19 protein-coding genes are annotated in these 22,826 nt (G+C 72.9%); 9 read left to right on the top strand and 10 right to left on the bottom strand.

Going from position 1 to position 22,826, the window contains the following annotated elements:
• Positions 1-145 precede the first annotated feature (145 nt).
• On the bottom strand, positions 146-1,327 hold the full coding sequence (locus B7C62_31900; GenBank protein ARF76376.1) for a sugar kinase: 1,182 nt from the start codon (positions 1,325-1,327) through the stop codon (positions 146-148).
• Between the two features lie 172 nt (positions 1,328-1,499).
• Positions 1,500-2,459, bottom strand: a complete 960-nt coding sequence (locus B7C62_31895) for a 3-oxoacyl-ACP synthase (protein ID ARF76375.1) — start codon at positions 2,457-2,459, stop codon at positions 1,500-1,502.
• A 239-nt stretch (positions 2,460-2,698) separates the two neighbouring features.
• Between B7C62_31895 and B7C62_31890 the strand changes: the two genes are divergently transcribed.
• Positions 2,699-3,547, top strand: coding sequence for a sulfurtransferase FdhD (locus tag B7C62_31890; protein ARF76374.1), 849 nt, complete (start codon positions 2,699-2,701; stop codon positions 3,545-3,547).
• Positions 3,548-3,571: 24 nt separating this feature from the next.
• Here the strand turns inward: B7C62_31890 and B7C62_31885 are convergent, their stop codons facing one another.
• Positions 3,572-4,603 carry a bile acid:sodium symporter gene (locus B7C62_31885; protein ID ARF76373.1) on the bottom strand — a complete coding sequence of 344 codons (1,032 nt, stop codon included), beginning with the start codon at positions 4,601-4,603 and terminating at the stop codon, positions 3,572-3,574.
• A 147-nt stretch (positions 4,604-4,750) separates the two neighbouring features.
• Here B7C62_31885 and B7C62_31880 point away from each other — a divergent pair, with 147 nt between their 5' ends.
• From B7C62_31880 to B7C62_31865, 4 genes are all read left to right on the top strand, one after another.
• Positions 4,751-5,638 carry a LysR family transcriptional regulator gene (locus tag B7C62_31880; protein ID ARF76372.1) on the top strand — a complete coding sequence of 296 codons (888 nt, stop codon included), beginning with the start codon at positions 4,751-4,753 and terminating at the stop codon, positions 5,636-5,638.
• Positions 5,639-5,970: 332 nt separating this feature from the next.
• Entirely contained in the window at positions 5,971-7,770 is a 1,800-nt protein-coding gene (locus B7C62_31875) for a long-chain fatty acid--CoA ligase (GenBank protein ARF77463.1), read from the top strand.
• 82 nt (positions 7,771-7,852) lie between these two features.
• On the top strand, positions 7,853-8,689 hold the full coding sequence (locus tag B7C62_31870; protein ARF76371.1) for an oxidoreductase: 837 nt from the start codon (positions 7,853-7,855) through the stop codon (positions 8,687-8,689).
• An 89-nt stretch (positions 8,690-8,778) separates the two neighbouring features.
• Positions 8,779-9,252 (top strand): hypothetical protein, encoded by a 474-nt coding sequence (locus B7C62_31865; GenBank protein ARF76370.1) that lies wholly within the window; start codon positions 8,779-8,781, stop codon positions 9,250-9,252.
• Positions 9,253-9,311: 59 nt separating this feature from the next.
• Here the strand turns inward: B7C62_31865 and B7C62_31860 are convergent, their stop codons facing one another.
• Together B7C62_31860 and B7C62_31855 are read right to left on the bottom strand one after the other, a co-directional pair.
• Positions 9,312-10,247 (bottom strand): SAM-dependent methyltransferase, encoded by a 936-nt coding sequence (locus tag B7C62_31860; GenBank protein ID ARF76369.1) that lies wholly within the window; start codon positions 10,245-10,247, stop codon positions 9,312-9,314.
• A 20-nt stretch (positions 10,248-10,267) separates the two neighbouring features.
• Positions 10,268-11,266 (bottom strand): AraC family transcriptional regulator, encoded by a 999-nt coding sequence (locus B7C62_31855; protein ARF76368.1) that lies wholly within the window; start codon positions 11,264-11,266, stop codon positions 10,268-10,270.
• Positions 11,267-11,444: 178 nt separating this feature from the next.
• Here B7C62_31855 and B7C62_31850 point away from each other — a divergent pair, with 178 nt between their 5' ends.
• Together B7C62_31850 and B7C62_31845 are read left to right on the top strand one after the other, a co-directional pair.
• Positions 11,445-12,371 (top strand): NmrA family transcriptional regulator, encoded by a 927-nt coding sequence (locus tag B7C62_31850; protein ID ARF76367.1) that lies wholly within the window; start codon positions 11,445-11,447, stop codon positions 12,369-12,371.
• A 138-nt stretch (positions 12,372-12,509) separates the two neighbouring features.
• Positions 12,510-13,472 (top strand): LysR family transcriptional regulator, encoded by a 963-nt coding sequence (locus tag B7C62_31845; protein ID ARF76366.1) that lies wholly within the window; start codon positions 12,510-12,512, stop codon positions 13,470-13,472.
• 132 nt (positions 13,473-13,604) lie between these two features.
• Here B7C62_31845 and B7C62_31840 read toward each other — a convergent pair whose 3' ends face one another.
• Positions 13,605-13,910 (bottom strand): 4a-hydroxytetrahydrobiopterin dehydratase, encoded by a 306-nt coding sequence (locus B7C62_31840; protein ARF76365.1) that lies wholly within the window; start codon positions 13,908-13,910, stop codon positions 13,605-13,607.
• A gap of 117 nt (positions 13,911-14,027) precedes the next feature.
• Between B7C62_31840 and B7C62_31835 the strand changes: the two genes are divergently transcribed.
• On the top strand, positions 14,028-14,828 hold the full coding sequence (locus B7C62_31835) for a transcriptional regulator (GenBank protein ARF76364.1): 801 nt from the start codon (positions 14,028-14,030) through the stop codon (positions 14,826-14,828).
• Between the two features lie 66 nt (positions 14,829-14,894).
• Here the strand turns inward: B7C62_31835 and B7C62_31830 are convergent, their stop codons facing one another.
• The 4 genes from B7C62_31830 to B7C62_31815 all read right to left on the bottom strand — a co-directional run bounded on the left by B7C62_31830 (position 14,895) and on the right by B7C62_31815 (position 21,489).
• On the bottom strand, positions 14,895-17,207 hold the full coding sequence (locus B7C62_31830; GenBank protein ID ARF76363.1) for a protein translocase subunit SecD: 2,313 nt from the start codon (positions 17,205-17,207) through the stop codon (positions 14,895-14,897).
• A gap of 35 nt (positions 17,208-17,242) precedes the next feature.
• Complete coding sequence (locus tag B7C62_31825; protein ID ARF76362.1) at positions 17,243-17,827, bottom strand: hypothetical protein; 585 nt, start codon at positions 17,825-17,827, stop codon at positions 17,243-17,245.
• A gap of 74 nt (positions 17,828-17,901) precedes the next feature.
• Positions 17,902-18,609 carry a rod shape-determining protein MreC gene (locus B7C62_31820; protein ARF77462.1) on the bottom strand — a complete coding sequence of 236 codons (708 nt, stop codon included), beginning with the start codon at positions 18,607-18,609 and terminating at the stop codon, positions 17,902-17,904.
• 483 nt (positions 18,610-19,092) lie between these two features.
• Positions 19,093-21,489: a DNA ligase (NAD(+)) LigA gene (locus B7C62_31815; protein ID ARF76361.1), complete on the bottom strand. Its 2,397-nt coding sequence runs from the start codon at positions 21,487-21,489 to the stop codon at positions 19,093-19,095.
• Between the two features lie 283 nt (positions 21,490-21,772).
• Here B7C62_31815 and B7C62_31810 point away from each other — a divergent pair, with 283 nt between their 5' ends.
• Positions 21,773-22,711 (top strand): hypothetical protein, encoded by a 939-nt coding sequence (locus B7C62_31810; GenBank protein ARF76360.1) that lies wholly within the window; start codon positions 21,773-21,775, stop codon positions 22,709-22,711.
• Positions 22,712-22,826 lie beyond the last annotated feature (115 nt).

Genomic DNA, 22,826 nt, shown 5'->3' with positions numbered 1-22,826 from the left:
AGCGGCTGCTGACCAGGGGTACGTGACGCGTACCTGACCAATGCGGTGGTGCGTACGGTGACGGGTGGCGGTGGTGCGTACGGTGACGGGTGCGGGGTGCCGGGGTCGGCGCGGGGCGCCGGGGCGATGCGGGGGCCCGGTGTGATCAGGCCGGTGAGAAGAGGTGGTCGCTGATGAGCCGGGCCGCGCCGATCACTCCGGCGGTGGGTCCGAGCTCGCCCAGCACGATGGGGAGATTGCCGGTGGCCAGCGGCAGGGACTGCCGGTAGACCTGGGTGCGGACACTGGCGAGGAGGTTGTGACCGAGGCCGGTGACCCCGCCGCCGATCACCACCAGACCGGGATTGAAGAAGCTGACGAGGCCCGCGATAACCTGCCCGACCCGGTTGCCGCCTTCGCGGATCAGGTCGAGCGCCGCCGCGTCCCCGGCCGCCGCAGCGGCGGCCACGTCGGCGGCGGTGAGGCGTCCCACCGCCCGCAGCCGGACCGCGAGCTCGGGCGAGCGGCCCTCACGGGCGGCGTCCTCCGCGTCGCGGGCCAGGGCGGCACCGCTGAAGTGGGCTTCCAGGCAGCCCTTGTTGCCGCAGGCGCAGGGACGGCCGTCCGGGTCCACCTGGATGTGCCCGATGTCCCCGGCGCTGCCCGTCGTACCCCGGTAGACCTCACCGCCGACGACGATCCCGCAGCCGATACCCGTACCGATCTTGACGCACAGGAAGTCGCCCACGGAGCGGGCCACGCCCGCGTGCTGCTCCCCCATCGCCATGAGGTTCACGTCGTTGTCGACCATGACGGGGCAGCCCAGATCCTGGCTGAGCGCCTCGCGGACCGGGAAACCGTCCCAGCCGGGCATGATCGGCGGCGCGACCGGCACGCCCTCGGGGAAGCGGACGGGGCCCGGCACGCCGATGCCCGCGCCGTCGAAGCCCTCGGCGAGGCCGGAGGCCCGGAGCTTGGCCGCCATCGCCAGGACCTGCTCGAAGACCGCGACCGGGCCCTCGCGTACGTCCATCGGCTGGTTGAGGTGGCCCAGGACCTCCAACTCCGCGTTGGTGACGGCCACATCAATGGAGGTGGCCCCGATGTCGACCCCGAGGAAGCGCAGTTCGGGGGCGAGCCGGATGTTGTGCGAGCGGCGCCCGCCCCGGGACGCGGCGAGCCCGTCGGCCACCACGAGACCGGTCTCCAGCAGCCGGTCCACCTCCACGGCGAGCTTGGAGCGCGAGAGGTCGACCTGATCGCCCAGCTGCGCACGGGAGTTGGGGCCCCCGTCACGCAGCAGCCGGAGCAGCCGCGCCTGATGCGTGTTCGCGGGCCGTGCCGTCATACGTCTCACGCGTCCCTCCCCGCCACATCCGGCCAGTCCGTCGGGCTTTCGATGGGGAACGTAGCAGCGCTTTCCCCGAGGGGGAAGAAGTTGAGCAGGAATCCATGCCAACTTTCTCCACACCCAGGACAAAGGTGCCGGGGAGGTATCCGGAGGCCGTGCCGGGAAGCGCTCAGGGGCAGCGGATGACCTGTCCGGCGTACGAGAGGTTTCCGCCGAACCCGAAGAGCAGTACGGGCGCTCCGGAGGCGATCTCACCGCGCTCGACAAGCTTGGAGAGCGCCATCGGGATGGAGGCGGCGGAGGTGTTGCCGGAGTCCACCACGTCCCGGGCGATGATCGCGTTGACCGCGCCGATCTTCCGGGCGACCGGTTCGATGATCCGCAGGTTGGCCTGGTGCAGGACGACGGCGGCCAGGTCCTCCGGGGCGATGCCCGCCTTCTCGCAGACCTGCCGGGCGATCGGGGGCAGCTGGGTGGTGGCCCAGCGGTAGACGGACTGGCCCTCCTGCGCGAAGCGCGGCGGCGTCCCCTCGATCCGTACGGCGTTGCCCATCTCCGGCACCGATCCCCACAGCACCGGCCCGATCCCGGGGCCGCCCGGGGTGCCGGGGGCGGCCGGGTCGGCGGTGACGACGGCGGCGCCCGCCCCGTCGCCGAGCAGGACACAGGTGGTGCGGTCGGTCCAGTCCGCGATGTCGCCCATCTTGTCGGCGCCGATGACCAGCGCCCGGGTCGCCGCTCCGGCCCGGATCGTGTGGTCGGCGAGGGCCAGGGCGTGGGTGAAGCCGGAGCAGACCACATTGATGTCCAGCACGGCGGGCGAACCCATGCCGAGCCGTGCCGCGACCCGGGCCGCCATGCTCGGGGAGCGGTCGATCGCGGTGGAGGTGGCCACCAGGACCAGATCGATGTCCGAGGGCTGGAGGCCGGCGGCGGCCAGCGCCTTGGCGCCCGCGTGCGCGGCCAGCTCGTCGACCGGCTCGTCGGGGCCGCCCACATGCCGGGTCTTGATACCGACCCGGCTCGTGATCCACTCGTCGCTCGTGTCGACCATGGCCGCCAGATCGTCGTTGGTGAGCACCTTGGCTGGCTGATAGTGGCCGAGCGCCACGACACGTGAGCCGGTCATACGGGTTCCCATCATTGGCGTAGGGCAGGAAAGACCCAGTCTTGGTGGCTACCGCCCGGTACGGGGGCACGTGATCCCACAGGAATCCGGCCCGCGTGTTGGAGCATTGACAACAGCCCCGCCCCCGTGCTGCTCCCGTGCCGGGACAGGGCGATGCGTGTGCAGGACAATGACGGGGCCAGGCTCCGGCCGCAGCCACGGCCACCAGCTCCGCAACCGACAGAATCGGGTTCAGCCTCATGGGACGGGTCACCGAGCGCCGCCGCACCCTCCGTATCCGGGACGGTGCCGTCTCCTCCCGCGCCGACACGCTCGTCGCGGAGGAGCCCCTGGAGATCCGGCTCAACGGGAAACCCCTGGCCATCACCATGCGCACGCCCGGTGACGACTTCGCGCTGGCCGCCGGGTTCCTGGTCAGCGAGGGCGTGATCGCCGACGGCGGGGAGGTGCAGTCCATCGTCTACTGCGCCGGGGCGAGTGCCGACGGCGTGAACACGTACAACGTGGTCGACGTGAAGCTCGCGCCCGGGGTCCGGGTGCCCGACATCACGCTGGAGCGGAACGTCTACACCACCTCCTCGTGCGGCCTGTGCGGCAAGGCCAGCCTGGACGCGGTACGCACCACCACCCGCCACCCGGTCGGTGACACTCCCCCGGTCCGGATCACTCCCGGGCTGCTCTCCGCGCTCCCGGACCGGCTGCGGGCCGCGCAGAAGGTGTTCGACCGGACCGGGGGGCTGCACGCGGCGGCCCTCTTCTCCGAGGCGGGCGAGCTCCTGGACGTACGGGAGGACGTGGGGCGGCACAACGCGGTGGACAAGCTGGTCGGCCGGGCGCTGACGGACGGGCGGCTGCCGTTGTCGCGGGCGGTGCTGCTGGTCTCGGGGCGGGCCTCGTTCGAGCTGGCGCAGAAGGCGGTGATGGCCGGGATTCCGGTGCTCGCGGCGGTCTCGGCGCCGTCCTCGCTGGCGGTGGACCTGGCGGCGGAGAGCGGGCTGACGCTGGTGGGGTTCCTGCGGGGTCCGTCCATGAACGTGTACGCCGGTGAGCACCGGATCGCGCTGGAGGCGGGGGTCCGGGACGGGTGACGGGGCCTGGCCCCTTCACCCCTCTCAGGAGGCGGTCGGTACGGGGTCCTGTCGCCGGGGCCGATCGTCCTGTGCCGGTTCCGGGTCCCGCGAGCGGCGCTTCGCGATGACCGCGCAGACCATCAGCTGCATCTGGTGGAAGAGCATCAGCGGCAGCACGGCGAGGCTCGCGTGCGCGCCGAACAGCACGCTCGCCATCGGCAGCCCCGCCGCCAGGCTCTTCTTCGACCCGGCGAACTGGATGGCGATCCGGTCCTCCCGGCCGAAGCCGAGCCGCCGCGCCCCGTACCAGGTCAGCGCGAGCATCAGGGCCAGCAGGACCGCCTCGGCCGCGAGCAGGGCGCCGAGCCTGGCCGGGGTGACCCGGCTCCAGACACCGGCGGCCATGCCCTCGCTGAACGCGGTGTAGACGACCAGCAGGATCGAGCCGCGGTCCACCAGGCCGAGCACCTTCTTGTGCCGGGTCAGGAAACCGCCGACCCAGCGGCGCAGGAACTGTCCGGCGAGGAACGGGACGAGCAGCTGGAGCACGATCCTCAGCAGCGAGTCCGCCGAGAACCCGCCGGCCGCGGAGCCGAGCAGGAGCGCGGCGAGCAGCGGGGTGAGGAAGATCCCGGTGAGGCTGGAGAAGGACCCGGCGCAGATCGCGGCGGGCACGTTCCCCCGGGCGATCGAGGTGAAGGCGATCGAGGACTGGATCGTCGAGGGCACGAGGCACAGGAAGAGGAAGCCCGCCTGGAGCTCGGGCGTCAGCACGTACGGCACCAGGCCCTTGCTGGCCAGCCCCAGCAGCGGGAAGGCGACGAACGTGCAGGCCAGGACGGTGAGGTGGAGCCGCCAGTGCTTCAGCCCGTCGAGCGCCTCGGCCGTCGAGAGCCGGGCCCCGTAGAGGAAGAAGAGGAGGGCGACCGCCCCGGTGGAGGCCCCGCCCGCCACATCGGCGGCGGCACCGCGTGCGGGCAGCAGCGCGGCGAGAACGACCGTGCCGACCAGCGCCAGGATGTACGCGTCGACCGGCAGCCAGGACGGCAGGGCGAGGGTGCGGCGGCGGCTCATGTGCTCCTGTGGCTTCTCTGCGGCGCGTGGGCGGCTTCGGGCTTCCTGCAGTGCCCCACCATCCTGCCTCCCATGCGGCGATCGGGAATCCCTCACACCTCTCTGACTGTCATCACGGAACGCGATAAGGGCCGTTAGCGTGGGTACGTGGACACCTCCTACGACCCCGCCCAGCTCCGTACCTTCCTCGCGGTCGCCCAGACCCTGAGCTTCACCCAGGCCGCCCGCAGGCTGGGAATCCGCCAGTCCACGGTGAGCCAGCACGTGCGGCGGCTGGAGGAGGCGGCCGGGCGGCAGCTGTTCGCGCGGGACACCCACCGGGTCGACCTGACCGAGGACGGCGAGGCCATGCTCGGCTTCGCCCGGACGATCCTGGCGGCGCACGAGCGGGCCGCCGCCTTCTTCGCGGGCACCCGGCTGCGCGGCCGGCTCCGCTTCGGGGCCTGTGAGGACTTCGTGCTGACCCGGCTGCCGGAGATCCTGGAGTCGTTCCGCCGCGACCACCCGGACGTCGAACTGGAACTCACGGTGGAGCTCTCCGGGACCCTGCACCGGCAGCTGGAGGCGGGCAGGCTGGATCTGGTGCTGGCCAAGCGGAGGACCGGCGACAGCCACGGCGAGCCGGTGTGGCGGGACACGCTGGACTGGATCGGCGCGCCGCGGCTGCGGATCGATCCGGAACGCCCGGTGCCGCTCATCGTCTTCCCGCCGCCGGGCATCACCCGGGCCCGCGCCCTGGAGGTGCTGGAGGAGCACGGGCGGGCCTGGCGGATCGCGTGTACGAGTACGAGCCTGAGCGCCCTGGTGGCGGCGGCGCGGGCGGGGCTCGGTGTGATGGTGCACTCGCGGGGGCTGATCCCGCCGGGGCTGGCACCGGTTCCGGCGCGGGCGGGGCTGCCGGAGCCGGGCGGGGTCGACTTCGTCCTGCTGCACGGGGAGCGCCGGGGCGCGGCACAGGAGGCGGCGGACGCGCTGGCGGGGGCGATCCTGGCGGGCGGGGACCGGCTGCACCGGGGCATCGGCGGCCGGGAGTGAGCTCGGGGGCCGTCCGGCGGCCGGGCGTGAGTTCCCGGACCGGACGGGAGCCTTGAGGCCGGGCCCGAGCAGGGGCCTCCGGGCCCGGAAGCAGCCGTGCGTGCCCTCGGGGGGCGGATTCGGTGGAGATGTGACCGCGAGCCGCTCACTCCTCCGGCAGAAGTACGCCCGAGCCTTGCCCTTCTGGCCGGATTTCGACGGTTGACCTCTGGGGACGGCCCGTTTTGCGGGCGGCTCGGGCCCTCCCGCCGGGCCCCCGGTTGGGGTAGCGTCGCGGCGCTGTGCGGAGCGCCACGAGGAGCAGGTCATTGCGTGAATTCACTGTCCCACCCCTGGCTGCGGCGCCCCTGGTCGGCGGTCTGGCCGATGTGGTCTTCGACTACGCCGAGCACGACCCGCGGCGGGTCGCGCTCGGCCGCAAGGACGCGGACGGGCAGTGGCGGGATGTGACGTCGGAGGCGTTCCGCGACGAGGTGCTGGCCCTGGCGAAGGGGCTGATCGCGCACGGGGTCAGGTTCGGCGACCGGGTCGCCCTCATGTCCCGTACCCGGTACGAGTGGACGCTCTTCGACTTCGCGGTCTGGTCGGTGGGGGCCCAGTCGGTGCCGGTCTACCCGACCTCCTCCGCCGAGCAGGTCCACTGGATGCTGCACGACGCCGAGGTGGTGGCGGTGATGGTCGAGCACGAGGACCACGCGATGACCGTCGGCTCGGTGATCGACCGGCTGCCGCGCCTCAAGCGGCTGTGGCAGCTGGACGCCGGTGCGGTGGACGAGCTGGTCGGCGCGGGCCGGGCGGTCGACGACGAGGTCGTGCACCGGCACCGGCGCGCGGTGACGCCCGACTCCGTGGCCACGGTGATCTACACCTCGGGCACGACCGGCCGCCCCAAGGGGTGCGTGATCACGCACGCGAGCTTCATGTTCGAGAGCGACACGATGGTCGCCCGCTGGGAGCCCGTGTTCCACTCCAGGCCCGGCGACGAGGCGGCCACCCTGCTCTTCCTGCCGCTGGCGCACGTCTTCGGCCGGATGGTGGAGATCGCGGCGGTACGGGGCCGGGTCAAGCTGGGCCATCAGCCGGAGCTGTCGGCGAACGCGCTGATGCCGGACCTGATGACGTTCCGGCCCACCTTCATCCTGGCGGTGCCCCATATCTTCGAGAAGGTGTTCAGCGGCGCCCGCCGCAGGGCCGAGACGGAGGGCAGGGCCGGGCCGTTCGACAAGGCCGTGGACATCGCGGTGAAGTACGCCGAGGCGCTGGAGCAGAAGGCGTTCGGGCTCGGGCCCGGGCCGTCCGCCGGGCTGCGGGTGCAGCACCAGTTCTTCGACAAGGTCGTGTACAAGAAGGTCCGTGACGCGCTGGGCGGCCGGGTGCGGCACGCGATGTCGGGCGGCTCGGGCATGAACCGCAGGCTCGGCCTGTTCTTCGCGGGCGCCGGGGTGGGCGTCTTCGAGGGGTATGGGCTGACCGAGTCGACCGCCGCCGCCACCGCCAATCCGCCCGAGCGCACCCGCTACGGCACGGTCGGGCAGCCCATCCCCGGCACCTCGGTGCACATCGCGGACGACGGCGAGGTCTGGCTGTACGGCCCCCACGTCTTCTCCGGCTATCTGGGCAATCCGGCCGCCACCCGGGCCGCGCTCGACGACGGCTGGCTGGCCACCGGGGACCTCGGCGCGCTGGACGCGGACGGCTATCTGACGATCACCGGGCGGAAGAAGGAGATCCTGGTGACGTCCGGCGGCAAGAGCGTGTCGCCGGCCGGTCTGGAGGAGCGCGTACGGGCCCATCCGCTGGTCGCCCAGTGCATCGTCGTCGGCAACGACCGCCCGTACATCGCGGCGCTGGTCACCATCGACCAGGAGTCCGTGGACCACTGGCTCTCCATGCAGGGCCGTACCCCGCTCGGCCCCGCCGACCTGGTGCGCGATCCGGACCTGGAGATGGAGGTCCGCCGGGCGGTGGTGGCCGCCAACACGGCGGTGTCGCAGGCCGAGTCGATCCGTACGTTCCGGATTCTGGCCCATCCGTTCACCGAGGAGCACGGGCTGCTGACGCCCTCGCTGAAGCTGAAGCGGCGGGCGATCGAGACGGCGTACGCGGTCGAGGTCGACGCGCTCTACCACTGACCGTGCCCGGGGCGGGAATGCCTGGGCCCGCCCGCTCGTTGTCGTACGGAGTACCAACCGACGACGTTAGGATCGACCGCTCGTGAGCCAGGTCCCCTCCATCACCCTCAACAACGGCCTCGACATGCCGCAGCTCGGTTTCGGTGTCTGGCAGGTGCCGGACGACGAGGCGGCGAAGGCGGTCGCGAAGGCCATCGAGTCCGGGTACCGGTCCATCGACACCGCCGCGATCTACGAGAACGAGGTGGGCACCGGCAAGGCCATCGCCGCCTCCGGTGTCGCCCGTGACGAGCTCTTCGTCACCACGAAGCTGTGGAACAGCGAGCAGGGCTACGACAGCACGCTGCGCGCGTTCGACGCCTCGCTGGACAAGCTCGGCCTGGACTACGTCGACCTGTATCTGATCCACTGGCCGGTTCCGGCCAAGGACGCGTACACCGAGACGTACAAGGCGTTCGAGAAGATCTACGCCGAGGGCCGGGCCAAGGCCATCGGTGTGTCGAACTTCCACCCCGAGCACCTGAAGCGGCTGCTGGACGAGACCTCCGTGGTCCCCGTCCTCAACCAGATCGAGCTGCACCCCCAGCTCCAGCAGGCCGAGGCGCGCGCCTTCCACGCCGAGCACTCCATCGCCACCGAGGCATGGTCGCCGCTGGGCCAGGGCAAGGGCCTGCTGGAGGTGCCGACGGTCGTCGCCATCGCCCAGAAGCACGGCCGCACCCCCGCCCAGGCGGTCCTGCGCTGGCACCTCCAGACCGGCAACATCGTGATCCCGAAGTCCGTGACCCCGGCGCGGATCGAGGAGAACATCGACGTGTTCGGCTTCGAGCTGGACGCCGACGACCTCGCCGCCTTCGCGGCGCTGGACGAGGGCAAGCGGCTCGGCCCGGACCCGGCGGAGTTCAACCTCGGCGCCTGAGCGCCAGGTGCCCCCGGCGCCCCCACCGTCACGGCGGTGGGGGCGCCGTCGTCGGTCCACAGCCCCACGTCCCGGGAGTGAACAGAGCAATGAGCAGCGATCCGGCGCCTGTCGTCGAGGCGGGCACATACCGTCTGCGCAATGTGGGCAGCGGCCTGGTGCTGGAGGTGCACGGCGCGGCCAAGGGCAGCGGTGCCCGGGTCCAGCAGGGCAAGGACGACGGGACGGCCGCCCAGGAGTGGCTGGTGTCCCCGGTGCACGAGGGCGCGGCCCTCTACCACCTGGTCAACGCGCACAGCGGGAAGCGGCTGGACGTGGCCAACGCCGACACGGAGAACGGCGTCCGCATCCAGCAGTGGAAGGCCAACAACTTCGGCGCCCAGGAGTGGCTGATCGAACAGCACCTGGAGGCGCCGGGGACGGTGACGCTGGTGAGCTTCATCAGCGGGCTCGTCATGGAGGTCGCCGACCGTTCGGCCGAGGAGGGCGGCACGGTCCAGCAGTGGGAGGACACCGACTCCCCCTTCCAGTGGTGGCGGCTGGAGCCGGTACCGCCGTCCTGACCCATACCCGGGACGGGTCCTTCAGCCACGGACGGGTCTCTCAGTCGCAGACCGGTCCCTCAGTCACGGCGGCCGAGGTGGACCGTGCGGGCGGAGAGCAGGTGGACGTCGGGCCGCCGGTGGAGCCCGGCCGGGTCCTCGGGGTCCAGCAGCCGGTCCAGTACGGCGCGGTCCTCGGCGTCGAGCAGTTCGCCGAGGACCTCGGCCTCCCGGGTCATCCGGGTGACCACATGGTCGCGGGCAGGCCCGGAGAGCGGGGCGGGCAGGTCGAGCAGGAAGGTGCGGGTGCCCTGCGGGGTCAGCCCGGCCGCCTCGATCAGGGCCCGCCAGTCCTCGGTCTCCCGCCTGGCGTCCGGGAGTTCGGTGCGCATCCGGTCGAACCGGGCGGCGGAGGCCGCGTCCATCCGGGCCTCCAGTCCGGGCCGTCCGAAGCCGAGGTCCCGGGGCAGCCGCCGGGTGGGCAGCCCGCCCTCCAGGAGCGCCACGGTCCCGCCGGGGCGCAGGAGTCCGGCGAAGCGGGTGAGGGCGGCGCGCTGGTCGCCCATGTGGTGCAGGGAGTTACCGGCCCAGACGAGATCGGCCTCGCCCAACCGGTCGGCGTCCTGGGGGAGTTCGGCCTCCACCGTCCGGACGCGGCCGCTCAGGCTGAGGCGCCGGGCGCGGTCCTCCGTACGCTCTAGGAGGGCGGGGGTGGGGTCCACGGCGACGACCTCGGCCTCGGGGAACACCTCGGCCAGCAGACAGGTGACGACGCCGGGACCGCTGCCGATGTCGAGCACCCGGCGCACCTCCGGCGCGGTGGGCAGGGCGGCAATCCAGCGGGCCGCCTCCTCGTAGGGCCCGCTGTTGAGCTCGGCCTCCTGCTCCAGCATCGGGCCCATGACGTTCCAGTCGAACTCCGTACCGGCGCCCGCCGCGCCCGGTCCGTGGGTGTGGACGTGCGCGTCCCGGTCGCTGTGGCTGTCGTGGTGGCCGTGTCCGGCGTGGCTGCTCATGGCGCCACCTTCGCCGCAGGTCAGCCCGTGGGCAAGTTACGTTGCCGTTCCGGCAAACCGGTGCGGGCCGGGGGCTCGCCCCCGTCTCCGGTCGCGCGGTACTCCTGCGGGCTCACTCCCCGGACGCGCTTGAACGCCGTACTGAAGGCGAACGGGGCGCTGTAGCCGACCCGCCGGGCCACCGCCTCGACCGTGGCGTCGCTCTCCCGGAGCAGGTCGGCGGCGAGCGCGAGCCGCCAGCCGGTGAGGTACGCCATCGGGGGCTCGCCGACCAGTTCGGTGAAGCGGCGGGCGAGCCCGGCCCGCGAGACCCCGGCCCGGGCGGCGAGCGAGGCGACGGTCCAGGGGTGCGCCGGGTCGTTCTGGAGCAGCCGGAGGGCCACGCCGACGACGGGGTCGCTCATGGCCCGGTACCAGGCCGGGGCCTCGGCGCCCGGCCGGGAGAACCAGCCGCGCAGCACGGCGATGAGCAGCAGGTCCAGCAGCCGGTCCAGCACGACGTGCTGCCCCGGTTCGTCCTGCGCGATCTCCGCGTCGAGCAGGTCCAGCAGCGGCCCGGTCCGCCGGTCGGCGGGGAGCCGGAGCAGCGGCGGCAGGGCGTCGAGCAGCCGGCGGCTGATCTCACCGTCCATCAGGTAGGTGCCGACGAGCACCGCCGTGGCGCCGTGGGCGGCGTTGCCCCAGGTCCGTACCCCCAGCAGCATCTCCTGGGAGAGCGGCCGCCCGTGCAGGGTGGTGCAGTGGCCGCCGGGCCCGACCAGCGCGTGCGGCTCGGTGCCGGGCGCGTCGGCGACGGTGTACGGGTGCGGGCCGCGCACCACCGCGATGTCACCCGGGTCCAGGCGGACCGGCTCCGCCCCCTCCGAGGGGACGATCCACGCCGTTCCCCGGGTGACCGACATCAGGCAGATCGGGGCCCGGTCGGCGACCCGGACCGCCCAGGGCGGCTCCATCACCATGCGCAGGAGGAAGGCGCCCCGGGCCCGGGGTCCGTCCAGGAGTCCGGCGAGAGCGTCCATGGGCGACAGCGTAGACGCGGGTGGGCGGGGGCGGGCCGGACCGGGGCGCCGTCTGGACGCAGACGGAGGGAGCTGAGCTTCTCGACGATGTTCCCGGTGTCCGGCGCCCGGAAGTCTGGAGCCAGGCCGGAAGACCTGCCGGAAGACGGACGGCCGAAGACGGAGGGCGGAGAAAAACATGACGGAGAAGCCGTATACGAAGCGGCCGGTCGGCACGGACACCGGCACCCCCGGCGGACGGAAATGCGGCCGGAAAAGCGGACAGGAAGAGGTGAGGGCCGTGGGAACGGTTCTGGTGACGAGCGGTACCGGCAAGACCGGCCGCCGGGTGGCGGAGCGGCTGACGGCGCTGGGGGTGCCGGTCCGGGCGGGTTCGCGTACCGGCGGGGTGCGCTTCGACTGGCAGGACGAGTCGGGCTGGGCGGCGGCGCTGTCCGGTGCGGAGGCCGCGTACATCACGTACTACCCGGATCTCGCGGTGCCCGGTGCGCCCGCGGCGATGGCGGCCTTCGGGCGGCTCGCGGCGGCGAGCGGGCTCCGCCGGGTGGTGCTGCTCTCGGGGCGCGGCGAACCGCAGGCGGCCGTGGCCGAGGAGGCGCTGCGGGATGCGGTGGGGGCGGTGGAGCTCACCGTCGTACGGTCGGCGTTCTTCGCGCAGAACTTCAGCGAGGGTGCCCTGCTGGACAGCGTGCTCGGGGGTGAGCTGGTCTTCCCCGCCGGGTCGACGGCCGAACCGTTCCTGGACATCGACGACCTGGCCGATGTGGTGGTGACGGCGCTGACCGGGGACGGGCACGCGGGGGCCGTGTACGAGCTGACCGGGCCCCGGAGCCTGACGTTCGAGGAGGCGGCGGCGGAGCTCGGCCGGGCGGCGGGGCGGCCGGTGCGGTACGTGCCGGTGAGCGCCGCCGCGTACGCGGACGTGCTGGAGGGGTACGGGGTGTCCGGCCCCGAGGCGGGGTTCCTGGCCGAGCTGTTCGCGGGGCTGCTGGACGGCCACAACTCCGTGACGACGGACGGGGTGAAGCGGGTGCTGGGGCGGGAGGCGAAGGAGTTCACCGCGTTCGCCCACGAGGCCGCGCGGGACGGCGCCTGGCACGGCTGAACCGGAGCTGGTCCCTCCGGCCCGTGCGGGCCGGAGGGACAGACCGGGGTACAGACTGGGTACAGGCCGGAAACATTGCCCGGACCGAAGAGTGACCGACATATTGCCGGGGCGGGCCGGTGGCCATAACTTGCCATTATGGAGCTGGAGTTGCGCCATCTGAGAACCGTCCGTGCCATCGCCGACACCGGCAGCCTCACCAAGGCCGCCGCCACGCTGGGCCTCGCCCAGCCCGCTCTCAGCGCCCAGCTGCGGCGGATCGAGAAGGCCCTCGGGGGCACGCTCTTCGACCGTGACCACACGGGCGCCCGCGCCACTCCGCTCGGCGAACTGGTGCTGGAGCGGGCCCGGGTGGTGCTGCCCGCGGTGAGTGAACTCCAGGCGGAGGCGGTGCGGTTCGCCAACGCCACCGGTCCGCTGGAGCGGTTCCGGCTGGGCGGTACGCACGGCCCGCTGCTCGGCGGTCTGGTCGACCGGATCGCCACGGCGCACCCGCAGGCGCCGGTCACCACGTACACCGCGTGGTCGGTGGACGAGATCGCCGCCCTGACGATCGACGGACGCCTCGACTTCGCGCTCATCGGCACCTGCGGGGAGAGCCCGCCACCGCTGGCCGACCGGCTGGTCTGGGAGGTGGTGGGGGTGGACCCGGTCTTCGTGATGCTGCCGGAGGACCATCCGCTGGCCGGTGAGGAGGAGCTCGACCTCGCCGCGCTCGCTGACCAGTGCTGGGCCGATGTGCCGGGGGACGGCTGTTTCGCCGACTGTTTCGCGGCGGCCTGCGCGCGGGCGGGCTTCACCCCGGTGTCCGTGTACGAGACGGACACCTCGTCCGTCGTCCACCTGGTGCAGGTCGGGCGGGCGATCGGCCTGTGCCGGGCGACGTTCCCGCCGGTCCCCGGCCTGGTGACCCGGCCGCTCGCCGGGGCGCCGCTCAGCTGGCGCCACCTGCTGGGCTGGCACCCGCACTCCCCCGCCGCCGACGCCGCGGCGGTGGCGGTGGCCGGGCAGACCCGCGCGGCGTACGAGGAAGCGGTGCTGCGCAGCCCGAGCTACGCACGGTGGCTCGCCGCGAATCCACGCTTCGGGCTGGTGAGCTGAGCCGGGAGGGCCCGGACCAGCGAGCGGAGACGGGAGAGCTGAACCGGGAGCGGTCCGGACCGGGTGAGCTGAGCCGGGAGCGCCCGGGCCGTCGGAGCACCAGGCGGTCTCCCGTACGGCCTCCCGTACCGGCTACTCCGCTCCGTGGGCCGGTGCGGCGGCCTCCACCCGGGTGGCCAGCTCCAGATCCTTCGCCGTGACCGCGCCGCCCGCGTCGTGCGTGTGGACGGACAGGGCCACGGTGTTGTACCCGAGCGTCAGATCGGAGTGGTGGTTCAGCTCCTCCTGAATCCGCGCGATGTGGACGGTCAGCGCGGCGGCGGCCACGTGCGAGGGCAGCCGGTAGGTCCGGGTGATCCGGTCCCCTTCCAGCGCCCAGCCGGGCAGCGCCTCCAGCCGGTGTTCGGTCTCGGTCTTCGACAGCGGTTCGGCGGACATGGCACGGCTCCCGTGGGTGTGGACGTGGGTGTCGGATGTCGGGCCGGGCGCACGTCCGGCCGGTTCGGTCCCGGGGTACGCGGCTCCCCGGCCCGCCGGTGACGTTACGGTCTTCGCATGACGACTGTCTCCCCCGACACGGGAGTGGGGCCGCTGCTGCGCGGCTGGCGCGAGCGGCGGCGGATCAGCCAGCTGGAGCTGGCGCTGCGCGCGGACTCCTCGGCCCGGCACATCTCCTTCGTCGAGACGGGCCGCGCCCGCCCCAGTGAGGACATGATCCTGCGCCTGGCCGAGCACCTGGACATCCCCGTACGGGAGCGCAACGCCCTGCTCGTGGTGGCCGGTTACGCGCCCCGCTACGCACAGACCCCGCTGGACGCCCCCGCGCTGGCGTCGCTGCGCGAGGGCCTGGACCGGCTGCTGGCAGGGTACGAGCCGTATCCCGCGCTCGTCGTCGACGGCACGTACGACGTGGTGGCCGCCAACCGGGGCATCGCCCTGCTCATGGAGGGGGTCTCCGAGGAGCTGCTGACCCCGCCGCTCAACGCCATGCGGATCACGCTCCACCCGGCGGGGCTCGCGCCGCGCATCCGGAACCTGCCGGAGTGGCGGGCGGATCTGCTGGCGCAGATGGAACGTCAGATCGCCCTCGTACGGTCGCCGGAGCTGCGCGCCCTGTACGAGGAGGTGGCCGCCTACCCGGTGGCGGACCGGGGAGCCGGTGATCCGAGCGGGGAGCGTACGCCGTCGTTCGCCCTCCCTCTGGTAATCGAGCACGGCGACCGGGTGCTGTCGTTCGTCGCCTCGATCGCCACGTTCAACACACCGATGGACGTGACGGTGGCGGAGCTGGCCATCGAGACGTTCCTCCCCGCCGACCGGGAGACCGCGGCCTATCTGCGCGAACGCCTGCCGTAGCCACCGTCCGTCCCCCCGCCCCGGAACCCGGAGCGGGGGGACGGACGGTTTCCTCGTGTACGGGTGTCAGACGCGGGCCCCGTTGTCGTCCAGGTCCCGCCGGGGTGCGCGGCCGCGCCGGTTCGTCTTCCCCGGGACGGGCGGCGGGGCGTTGGTGGTCCGTTCCAGGACGATGGCGCCCGGTACGGCGGTGAACACCGAGGACCAGGTGCCCACGACGATGCCGATGAGCAGGGCCAGTGCGAAGTCGGCCAGCGAGTCGCCGCCCAGCACGGCGAGGGCGACCAGGATGAACAGGGCGCCCATCCCGGTGTTGACCGTACGGGGGACGGTCTGGAGGACGGCCCGGCGCGCGATGGTGGGCAGGGGCGTCTTCCGGTTGGCGCCCCACAGCTCCCGGACCCGGTCGAAGACCACCACCGAGTCGTTGACCGAGTAGCCGATGACGGTGAGCAGGGCGGCCAGGAAGATGCCGTCCACGGGCCGCCCCAGCCAGGCGAAGGCGCCCACGACGATGACCACGTCGTGCACCATCGCGACCACCGATCCGACGGCGAACGTCCAGCGGAACCGGACCGCCAGATAGGCGAGCTGCACGAGCACCGCGACGGCCAGGGCGATCAGCGCGTTCCGTCGCAGCTCGTCGCCGAGGCTCGGACCGATCAGTTCGTCCCGTACCTTCGTGGTCTCCCCTCCCTCGGTGGCCAGTGCGGTTCGCAGGGCGTGTTCCCCGTCGTTGTCGAGCTTGCCCGTGCGTACGGAGATGTCGCCGTCGCCCGCCGTGGTGACCTCGGCGTCACCGAACCCGGCCTCGGCGAGCGTGGAACGGGCGGTCTCGACGTCGACCGGGCGGCTGGTGGAGTACTCCACGAGCCTGCCCCCGGTGAACTCGACGCCCAGGTCGATCCCGCGCACCACGATCCCGCCGACGGCGACGGCCACCAGGACGGCGGAGACCACGAGCCACTGGACCGGCTTCCGGAACAGCTTGGGGTCCTTGCGGATCAGCCAGGTGCGTACGCCGCCGGGGCGCGCGATGCCGTTGACGCCCGGGTAGTCGCTGACGAAGCGGGAGCCCGCCGCGATCTCGGTGAGCGCCCGGGCGATGACCAGCGCGGAGAACATCGAGGCGATGACCCCGATGGCGAGGGTGACACCGAAGCCCTTGACCGGACCCGAGCCCAGGAAGAACAGCAGCCCGGCGGCGAGGAGCGTGGTGATGTTCGAGTCGGCGACCGCGCTGAACGCCTTCCGGAACCCGGTGGTCAGGGCCGAGCGCAGGGTGGGTTTCGGCTGGGCCTGGCACTCCTCTCTGGCCCGTTCGAAGACCAGGACGTTCGCGTCGACCGCCATCCCGATGGCCAGGACGAACCCGGCGAGTCCGGGGAGCGTGAGGGTGACGCCGAGGCCGACGAGTGCGGCGTACGAGATCACCCCGTACGCGGCGAGGGCGACGGCGGCGAGCGCGCCGAAGAGGCGGTAGATGACGGTGATGAAGAGCGCGGTGGCGGCGGCGCCGATCAGGGCCGCCTGGGCGCTGGCGTCGATGGCGGCGGCGCCGAGCGTCGGTCCGACGGTCCGCTGCTCGACGATCTCGACGGGTACGGGCAGGGCGCCGCCCTTGATGAGCAGGGCCAGGTCGCGGGCTTCCTTCGCGGTGAAGGAGCCGGTGATCTGGGTGCCGCCGGAGGGCAGCCCCACCTGGCAGCCGACCGAGGGGTCGACCTGGGGCGAGGAGATGACCTTCTCGTCCAGGACGATCGCGACGCGCCGCCGCTCGTCCCCGGCGGGGTGACAGGCGGCCTCACCGGTGAGCTTGGTCCAGCCCTTCCCGGCGTCCTTGTGGAAGTCGAGGGAGACGGTCCAGCCGCCCGCCTGCTGGGCGTCGAAGGCCGCGGTGGCGTCCTTGACCCCCGCCCCGGAGAGCTGGGTGGGGCCGAGATCGAGTTGCACGCCCTGTTCGTCGGGCAGGAGCAGCCGCTTTTCCCCGGTTTCGGGCTTGGCCTCGGGTTCGGCGCCGGGTGGCAAGGCGCCGAGGACCGGGTGGAAGCTGAGCTGGGCCGTGCGGCCGATCACGGCGGCGGCCTGGCGCGGGTCCTGGACGTCGGGCAGTTCGACGATGATCCGGTCCTCGCCGGAGCGGGTGAGGACGGGTTCGGCGACCCCGAGGGAGTCGACGCGCTGGCGCAGGACCTCCAGGGTGCGGTCGGTGGTCTCCCGGTCCGCCTTGACGGTGGCGGAGTCCTTGGCCTGGAGCACCATACGGGTGCCGCCCTGGAGATCCAGGCCGAGTCTGGGTGACATGGTCAGCGAGATGTAGACGGAGACGAGCAGCACGGCGACAGCCAGAACCGCTCGCACCGCGGTGGCGCGAGTCATGGGAATCCTCCGGTGGGGCGTCGGCCGCCCTCACCTCAGCGAGGACGCGACGCCGGAACGGCAGAGCGGGACGGATGACCGGCCGAGGGGCCGGCGGCCGTGCGCGGAGGACCCCGGACGCCGGGCAGGGCGCCCTCGCGCCCCGAGGGCGTTCCGGCGGAAGGCACGGCGACCCGCTCGGCCGGGCCGTACGGCACGACCGGACCGGGTGCGCCGGGCAGCAGCCCTTCGTACGAGGGCGGGGGCGCGTGCCCCGTCAGGTGGGCGCGGCCGATGCCCGCCCGGGGGGTGTGCGTGCTCGGATCGGCGGCCGGCGACCGCTCGTACAGGGTCGAGGTGTACGGCTGCGCGGGGGTGGTCCGCGCCCGGGGCTGCTGCTCCCGGGCGGTACGGCCACCGGCGCCGGAACCCGCGGGGGCCGGGGCCGTGCGGGTGCGCCGGAGATCGGGGTGGGGGGAGCCGGGGTGGACGGTCCGGTCGGTCTGCGGGGCGGGCGCCGGGGCCTGCGGCGTGTACGCCACGGCGAGCGAGAGGCTGTTGAGGACCCCGACGGGGAGCGCGCCCGCTGCGGGGGCGCCACCGGCCAGGGTGAGGACGGCGAGGAGCAGCACGGCCAGCATGCGCCGCGAGCCCTGTGCCGTATCGGTCGGCCTCGGCCGGAGTGCGTTCCCCCGGGGCGGCCCCGGGTGCGGGGTCACCTCGGTCGGCCGGGCAGGACGGCGGGCGTCACCCCGTGGCGGAGCACGGAGCTGAGGATCTGTCCCGCGCCGCGCACGACGGTGGTCGACGGGTCGTCCGCCAGCCGCACGGGGGTGCCGAGGCACCGCGCGATGCGGTCGGTCACGTCGGGGCGCAGCGCTCCGCCACCGGCGAGGACCGGGCCCTTGCGCAGGGCGCCCCGGATCGCGCCGTGCCGGTCCTGCCGCCACATGGACTTCACCATGTCCAGGACCGTACCGACCAGGGTGGCGGGCAGCGTCGCCGGGTCCAGGTCGCTGAGGCCGGTCTCGGCCTGCCGGGCGTCCGCGATCCGGCCGCCGACGAGGAGCGTGACCTCGGTCAGCTCGGCGCCCATGTCCACGACGAGGAGGGGACCGGCGTCGCGCGGTCCGGCGTACGCGGCGGCGGCCCGGGCGCTGCTGAGGACGAGGACGCGTGTGGGTCCCAGCCCGGCGAGCAGCTCCCGCGCGGCGTTGCGGTGGACGGCCCCGGCGAGGACGGGGTGGCTGAGGACGATCACACTGTCCGTACGGTCGGGCCCGAGGGCCGCGTCGGCGATGCGGCCGAGGAGCCGTCCGCAGGACTCGGGGTCGACGATGCGCCCGCGCCGGACGGGCCGCTCGGCATCCCCGTCGGGGGCGCGGCCGAGGAGCGGGTCGGCGACCAGGCCGTGGCCGGGCACCCAGGCCCGGGTGCGGGAGCTGCCGAGGTCCAGGGCGAGTCCCCGGGCGGCCACGGTCCTGCCGCCGAGCCGGCGGTGTCCGTGGCGCACCCGGAGCGCCCCGGGCTCACGCCCGGTCCCGGACCTCCCGGCCCCGCTTCCGTCACGAAGCGGTGCGGGACCTCCGCCGGGCGGGCGGGGTCCCTCGCCGAACGGTCCGTGTCCGTCGTCGGGCGGGCCGTGTCCTTCACCGGACCGGCCGGGCCCGAACGTGGCCGGAGGGTCACGGTCCTCGCCGCCGGGGCGGCCCGGCAGGGGGACGGCACGGCCGTGTCGCTGTCCGTCGTACGGAGAACGCATCGCCCCTCACCCCCGGTCGGCCGTCCGCAGCCGTCCACGCACCCATCGGCCCGCTGATAGCGAGGCATGACCAAGCCCTCACTATGCAATACCGGGTGAGGGAAAGCCACTTCCCTCCCGATTCCAAGGCACCCCCGGGCTGCCTCAGACCTTCACGACCTCAGCGTCCTTCACCACCTCAGCGTCCTTCACCACCTCAGCGTCCTTCACGGCCTCCGCCTCCTCGACCACCACCGCGCCCTCCACGACCACCGCCTCGTCCACAACCGTCGCACTCCCCGCGACCACCGCGCCCTCCACGACCACCGCGCCCTCCACAGCTTCCGCCGCCCCCACGGCTGCCGCTGCCGTACCGGCCGCCGCTTCGGCAGTCACGACCGCCGCCACCACGCTCACCGTCTCCATGGCCTCCGCGACCTCCCCGACCTCGGCGGCCTTCCCCGTGAGGAAGTCCGCGAGGAGCTCCGCGAACTCCTCCGGCGCCACGATCCTGAGGCCCAGCTCCTCCGCCTTGGTCCGCTTCGACCCGGCCTTCTCCCCCGCCACCAGCAGGCTGGTGCGCGCGGAGACGCTGGAGGACGACTTCCCGCCCGCCCGCTCGATCAGCTCGTTCATCTGATTGCGCGACAGCTTCTCCAGCGCCCCGGTCATCGCCCCCGTGACCACCACCTTCATCCCCGCCAGCGGCAGCTCCGCACCGGCCCCCGCGCCCTCCTGCTCCTCCGTGCCGGGCTCCGGGGGCGGGGTGGCACCCGGCTCCGTCATCGTCACCCCGGCCCGGACGAGCTTCTCGATCAGCGGGGCCAGCTCCACCAGCTCGGCGACCACCGCCGCGGCCTTCTCCTTGCCGATGCCGTCGACCCGCTGGAGCGACTCGGCGTCGGCGGCGACGATGTGGTCCATGGTCGCGAAGAACCGCGCGATCCTGCGGGACATGGAGCGCCCCGTCCCCCGTACGCCCAGGGCACAGAAGACCCGGGACAGCGGGCGCGAGCGGGCGGTCTCGATGGCCGCCAGGAGATTGTCGGTGGAGGTCTCGCCCATCCGGTCCAGGGCGAGCAGCTGCTCCCGCTCCAGGGTGAACAGATCGGCGAAGTCCGTGACGAGGCCCGCGTCCACGAGCTGGACGACCCGGGTGGCCCCGAGGCCCTCGATGTCGAGCTGGTCCCGCCCGGCGGCGTACGAGACGGAGGCGACCAGCCGGCAGTCACGGCCCCGGGTGCAGCGCCAGCGCTGCTCGCTCGCGTCGATCTCGGAGCCGCACTGCGGGCAGCTCTCCGGGAACTCGATCGGCGTCTCGTCCCCCGTACGCAGATGGGCGACGGGCGCCTCGATGCGCGGGATGATGTCACCCGCCTTGTAGACCATGACCTGGTCGCCCAGGCGCAGATCGCGGCGGGTGATGTCCGCCGGGTTGTGCAGGGTGGCGTACCCGACGGTCGATCCGTCGATCTCGACGGGCTCCAGGACGGCACGCGGCGCGATGATCCCCGTGCGTCCCACGTTCCACTCGACGGAGAGCAGGCGGGTGATCTTCTCGACGGCGGGGAGCTTGTAGGCGATGGCCCAGCGCGGCGCCCGGGTCCCGGACCCGGCTTCGCGCTGGTCGGCGGCGAGGTCCGCCTTGATCACGATCCCGTCGATACCGAACGGCAGCACGGCACGCAGGGCGCCGATCTCGTCCACCCGGGCCTGCACCTCCTCCGCCGTGGTCACCCGGACCGGTGCCACCTCCGTGGCCGCGGCCGTGTGCACGCCGAGCCCGGCGACATACGCGAGGATCTCGCTGTGGGGCAGCTCGGTGAGGGTCTCGGCGAGCTCACCGGAGTCGGCGAGCGGCAGTGCCCCGTAGGCGAAGAAGGTCGTCTCCACGCGGTACGCCCGGTCCTTGGCGCGCAGGGTGCCCGCCGCCCCGTTGCGCGGGTTGGCGAAGGGGGCGCCGCCGTGCTCCGTACGGATCGCGTTGCCCTGCTCGAACTGCTCGTTCGTCATGAGTATTTCGCCGCGCACCTCGATGGTGACCGGGGCCGCCAGCCGCTCGGGCAGTCCGACGACCGCGGCGGCCGCATGCGATACGTCCTCGCCCGCCGCGCCGTCGCCCCGGGTGATCAGCCGCTCCAGGCGGCCTTCCCGGTAACGGGCGGCGACCGCGAGGCCGTCGAGCTTCGGCTCCACGCTCCAGGCGGCGACCGGTCTGCCGATCCGCCGCTCCAGCGACGCGGTCCAGCTCACGAACTGCTCGGCCGAGAACACGTTGTCCAGCGAGAGCATCGGCACCGTGTGCGGAACATCGCCGACGGCGGCCCCGCCCGCCACCTTCCCCGTCGGTGATGACTCGTGTATCTCGTCGGGATGGTCCGCCTCGTACGCGGCGATCCCCCGCGCCAGCCGGTCGTACGCGTCGTCGTCGAGCGTGCTCTCGCCCGTGGCGTAGTACGCGGCGGCGGCCTGGGATGCCTCTTCGACCGCGGCGGCATAGGCGGCGGCATCGGCGAGCACAGCGGCTGAGTTCGTCATGACCACCATCCTGCCGCCCACCACTGACAATCCTCCGGCAGCGCTTCCCGGCCCTCGCCCCCGGGGCCTCTCCCGTCACTCCAGGAACGGCGGGGCACCTCCCCGTACGCCAGGGAACGGCACGTTCCGAGGACAGAAAAGGGAGAGCGCTCTCCTGCCCTCCACCCCCTCAAGTCCCTTCATTGTGCAGCTCGTTGCAGTTCTCGCACCTTCCCTTGACATGCATAGGCAGCACTCTTACGTTCCGATGAGAGAGCGCTCTCTACCGTGATCGAGAAATCTCCCCCCACTTCCGAACAGGAGTGCCGTGCTCTTCCGAAACCGAAACAGTCGCGAACACCGCCGTCGGCGATCCCCCCGTTCCTGGCGCCGCAGAGTCGCCGGGCTCGCCGCCGCTGCCCTCGCCCTCTCCCTCGTCCAGGCCAACATCGGCAACGCGGCGGGCGACCGCGCCGCCGCCGGGATCGCGCCCGGGGCCGCCGCCGATGTGGTGCGGGTCGCCGAGTTCCTCGCGGAGTGCCCGTTCACCCACCGGGCCCCCGACGACCCGATCGTCTTCCCGGGCCTGCCGGGCGCCTCCCACATGCACAGCTTCTTCGGCAACGACACCACGAACGGGAACTCGGACCTGGAGTCGCTGGAGAAAGGCCGCACCAGCTGCTCGCCCGAGACCGACCTCTCCTCGTACTGGGTGCCCACCCTGTACGACGGCGACCGGGAGGTGGAGCCGACCGGGACCACCTTCTACTACCTGGGCGAAGGGGTCAGGGACGACATCATCCGGCAGATCCAGCCCTTCCCCCGGGGCCTGCGCATCGTGGCGGGCAACGCGAAAGCGGCCGGGCCGCAGGAGAACACCATCGCCCGGTGGTCGTGCCTGCACGCCGGTCACGTCGACCCCTCGCAGGACTTCGTGAACTGTCCGCCCGGCACGATGCTGGAGTCCTACCTGGACTTCCCGCAGTGCTGGAACGGTACGGATCTCGACTCGGCCGACCACAAGAGCCACATGGCCTACCCGGTCGCCGGTGCCTGCCCGTCGACCCACCCCGTACCGGTGCCCAAGCTCCGCCAGGTGCTGCGCTATCCGGTCAACGGCGACCCGGCCCGCTTCCGGCTGGCGTCGGGGGCCGGTTACACGATGCACGGCGACTTCTTCAACGTATGGCCGGAGGAGGAGCTCGCACAGCGCGTACGCGACTGCATCAACGCCATCGTCAAGTGCGGCTTCGACGGCACCCCCTGAGCCTCCGTCAGGAAAGCTCCGGTGATGCGTCAGTGATGTGCCGGTGATGTGCAGGCCGGCTGTCCGCCGGTGTCCGCCCCGGGCACAGGCTCCGGGGCGGCACCCTCCGCCCGGT

This window comes from Kitasatospora albolonga, from assembly GCA_002082585.1.
GTDB classification, from domain to species: Bacteria; Actinomycetota; Actinomycetes; order Streptomycetales; family Streptomycetaceae; genus Streptomyces; species Streptomyces stephensoniae.
This window is presented reverse-complemented; position numbering and strand designations above follow the sequence as displayed.

Bases quoted from the DNA above. Each gene is read 5' to 3' on its own strand.
- B7C62_31900 (ARF76376.1), bottom strand. From the start codon at position 1,327: ATGACGGCACGGCCCGCGAACACGCATCAGGCGCGGCTGCTCCGGCTG.
- B7C62_31895 (ARF76375.1), bottom strand. From the start codon at position 2,459: ATGACCGGCTCACGTGTCGTGGCGCTCGGCCACTATCAGCCAGCCAAG.
- B7C62_31890 (ARF76374.1), top strand. From the start codon at position 2,699: ATGGGACGGGTCACCGAGCGCCGCCGCACCCTCCGTATCCGGGACGGT.
- B7C62_31885 (ARF76373.1), bottom strand. From the start codon at position 4,603: ATGAGCCGCCGCCGCACCCTCGCCCTGCCGTCCTGGCTGCCGGTCGAC.
- B7C62_31865 (ARF76370.1), top strand. From the start codon at position 8,779: ATGAGCAGCGATCCGGCGCCTGTCGTCGAGGCGGGCACATACCGTCTG.
- B7C62_31860 (ARF76369.1), bottom strand. From the start codon at position 10,247: ATGAGCAGCCACGCCGGACACGGCCACCACGACAGCCACAGCGACCGG.
- B7C62_31855 (ARF76368.1), bottom strand. From the start codon at position 11,266: ATGGACGCTCTCGCCGGACTCCTGGACGGACCCCGGGCCCGGGGCGCC.
- B7C62_31850 (ARF76367.1), top strand. From the start codon at position 11,445: ATGACGGAGAAGCCGTATACGAAGCGGCCGGTCGGCACGGACACCGGC.
- B7C62_31845 (ARF76366.1), top strand. From the start codon at position 12,510: ATGGAGCTGGAGTTGCGCCATCTGAGAACCGTCCGTGCCATCGCCGAC.
- B7C62_31840 (ARF76365.1), bottom strand. From the start codon at position 13,910: ATGTCCGCCGAACCGCTGTCGAAGACCGAGACCGAACACCGGCTGGAG.
- B7C62_31835 (ARF76364.1), top strand. From the start codon at position 14,028: ATGACGACTGTCTCCCCCGACACGGGAGTGGGGCCGCTGCTGCGCGGC.
- B7C62_31830 (ARF76363.1), bottom strand. From the start codon at position 17,207: ATGACTCGCGCCACCGCGGTGCGAGCGGTTCTGGCTGTCGCCGTGCTG.
- B7C62_31825 (ARF76362.1), bottom strand. From the start codon at position 17,827: ATGCTGGCCGTGCTGCTCCTCGCCGTCCTCACCCTGGCCGGTGGCGCC.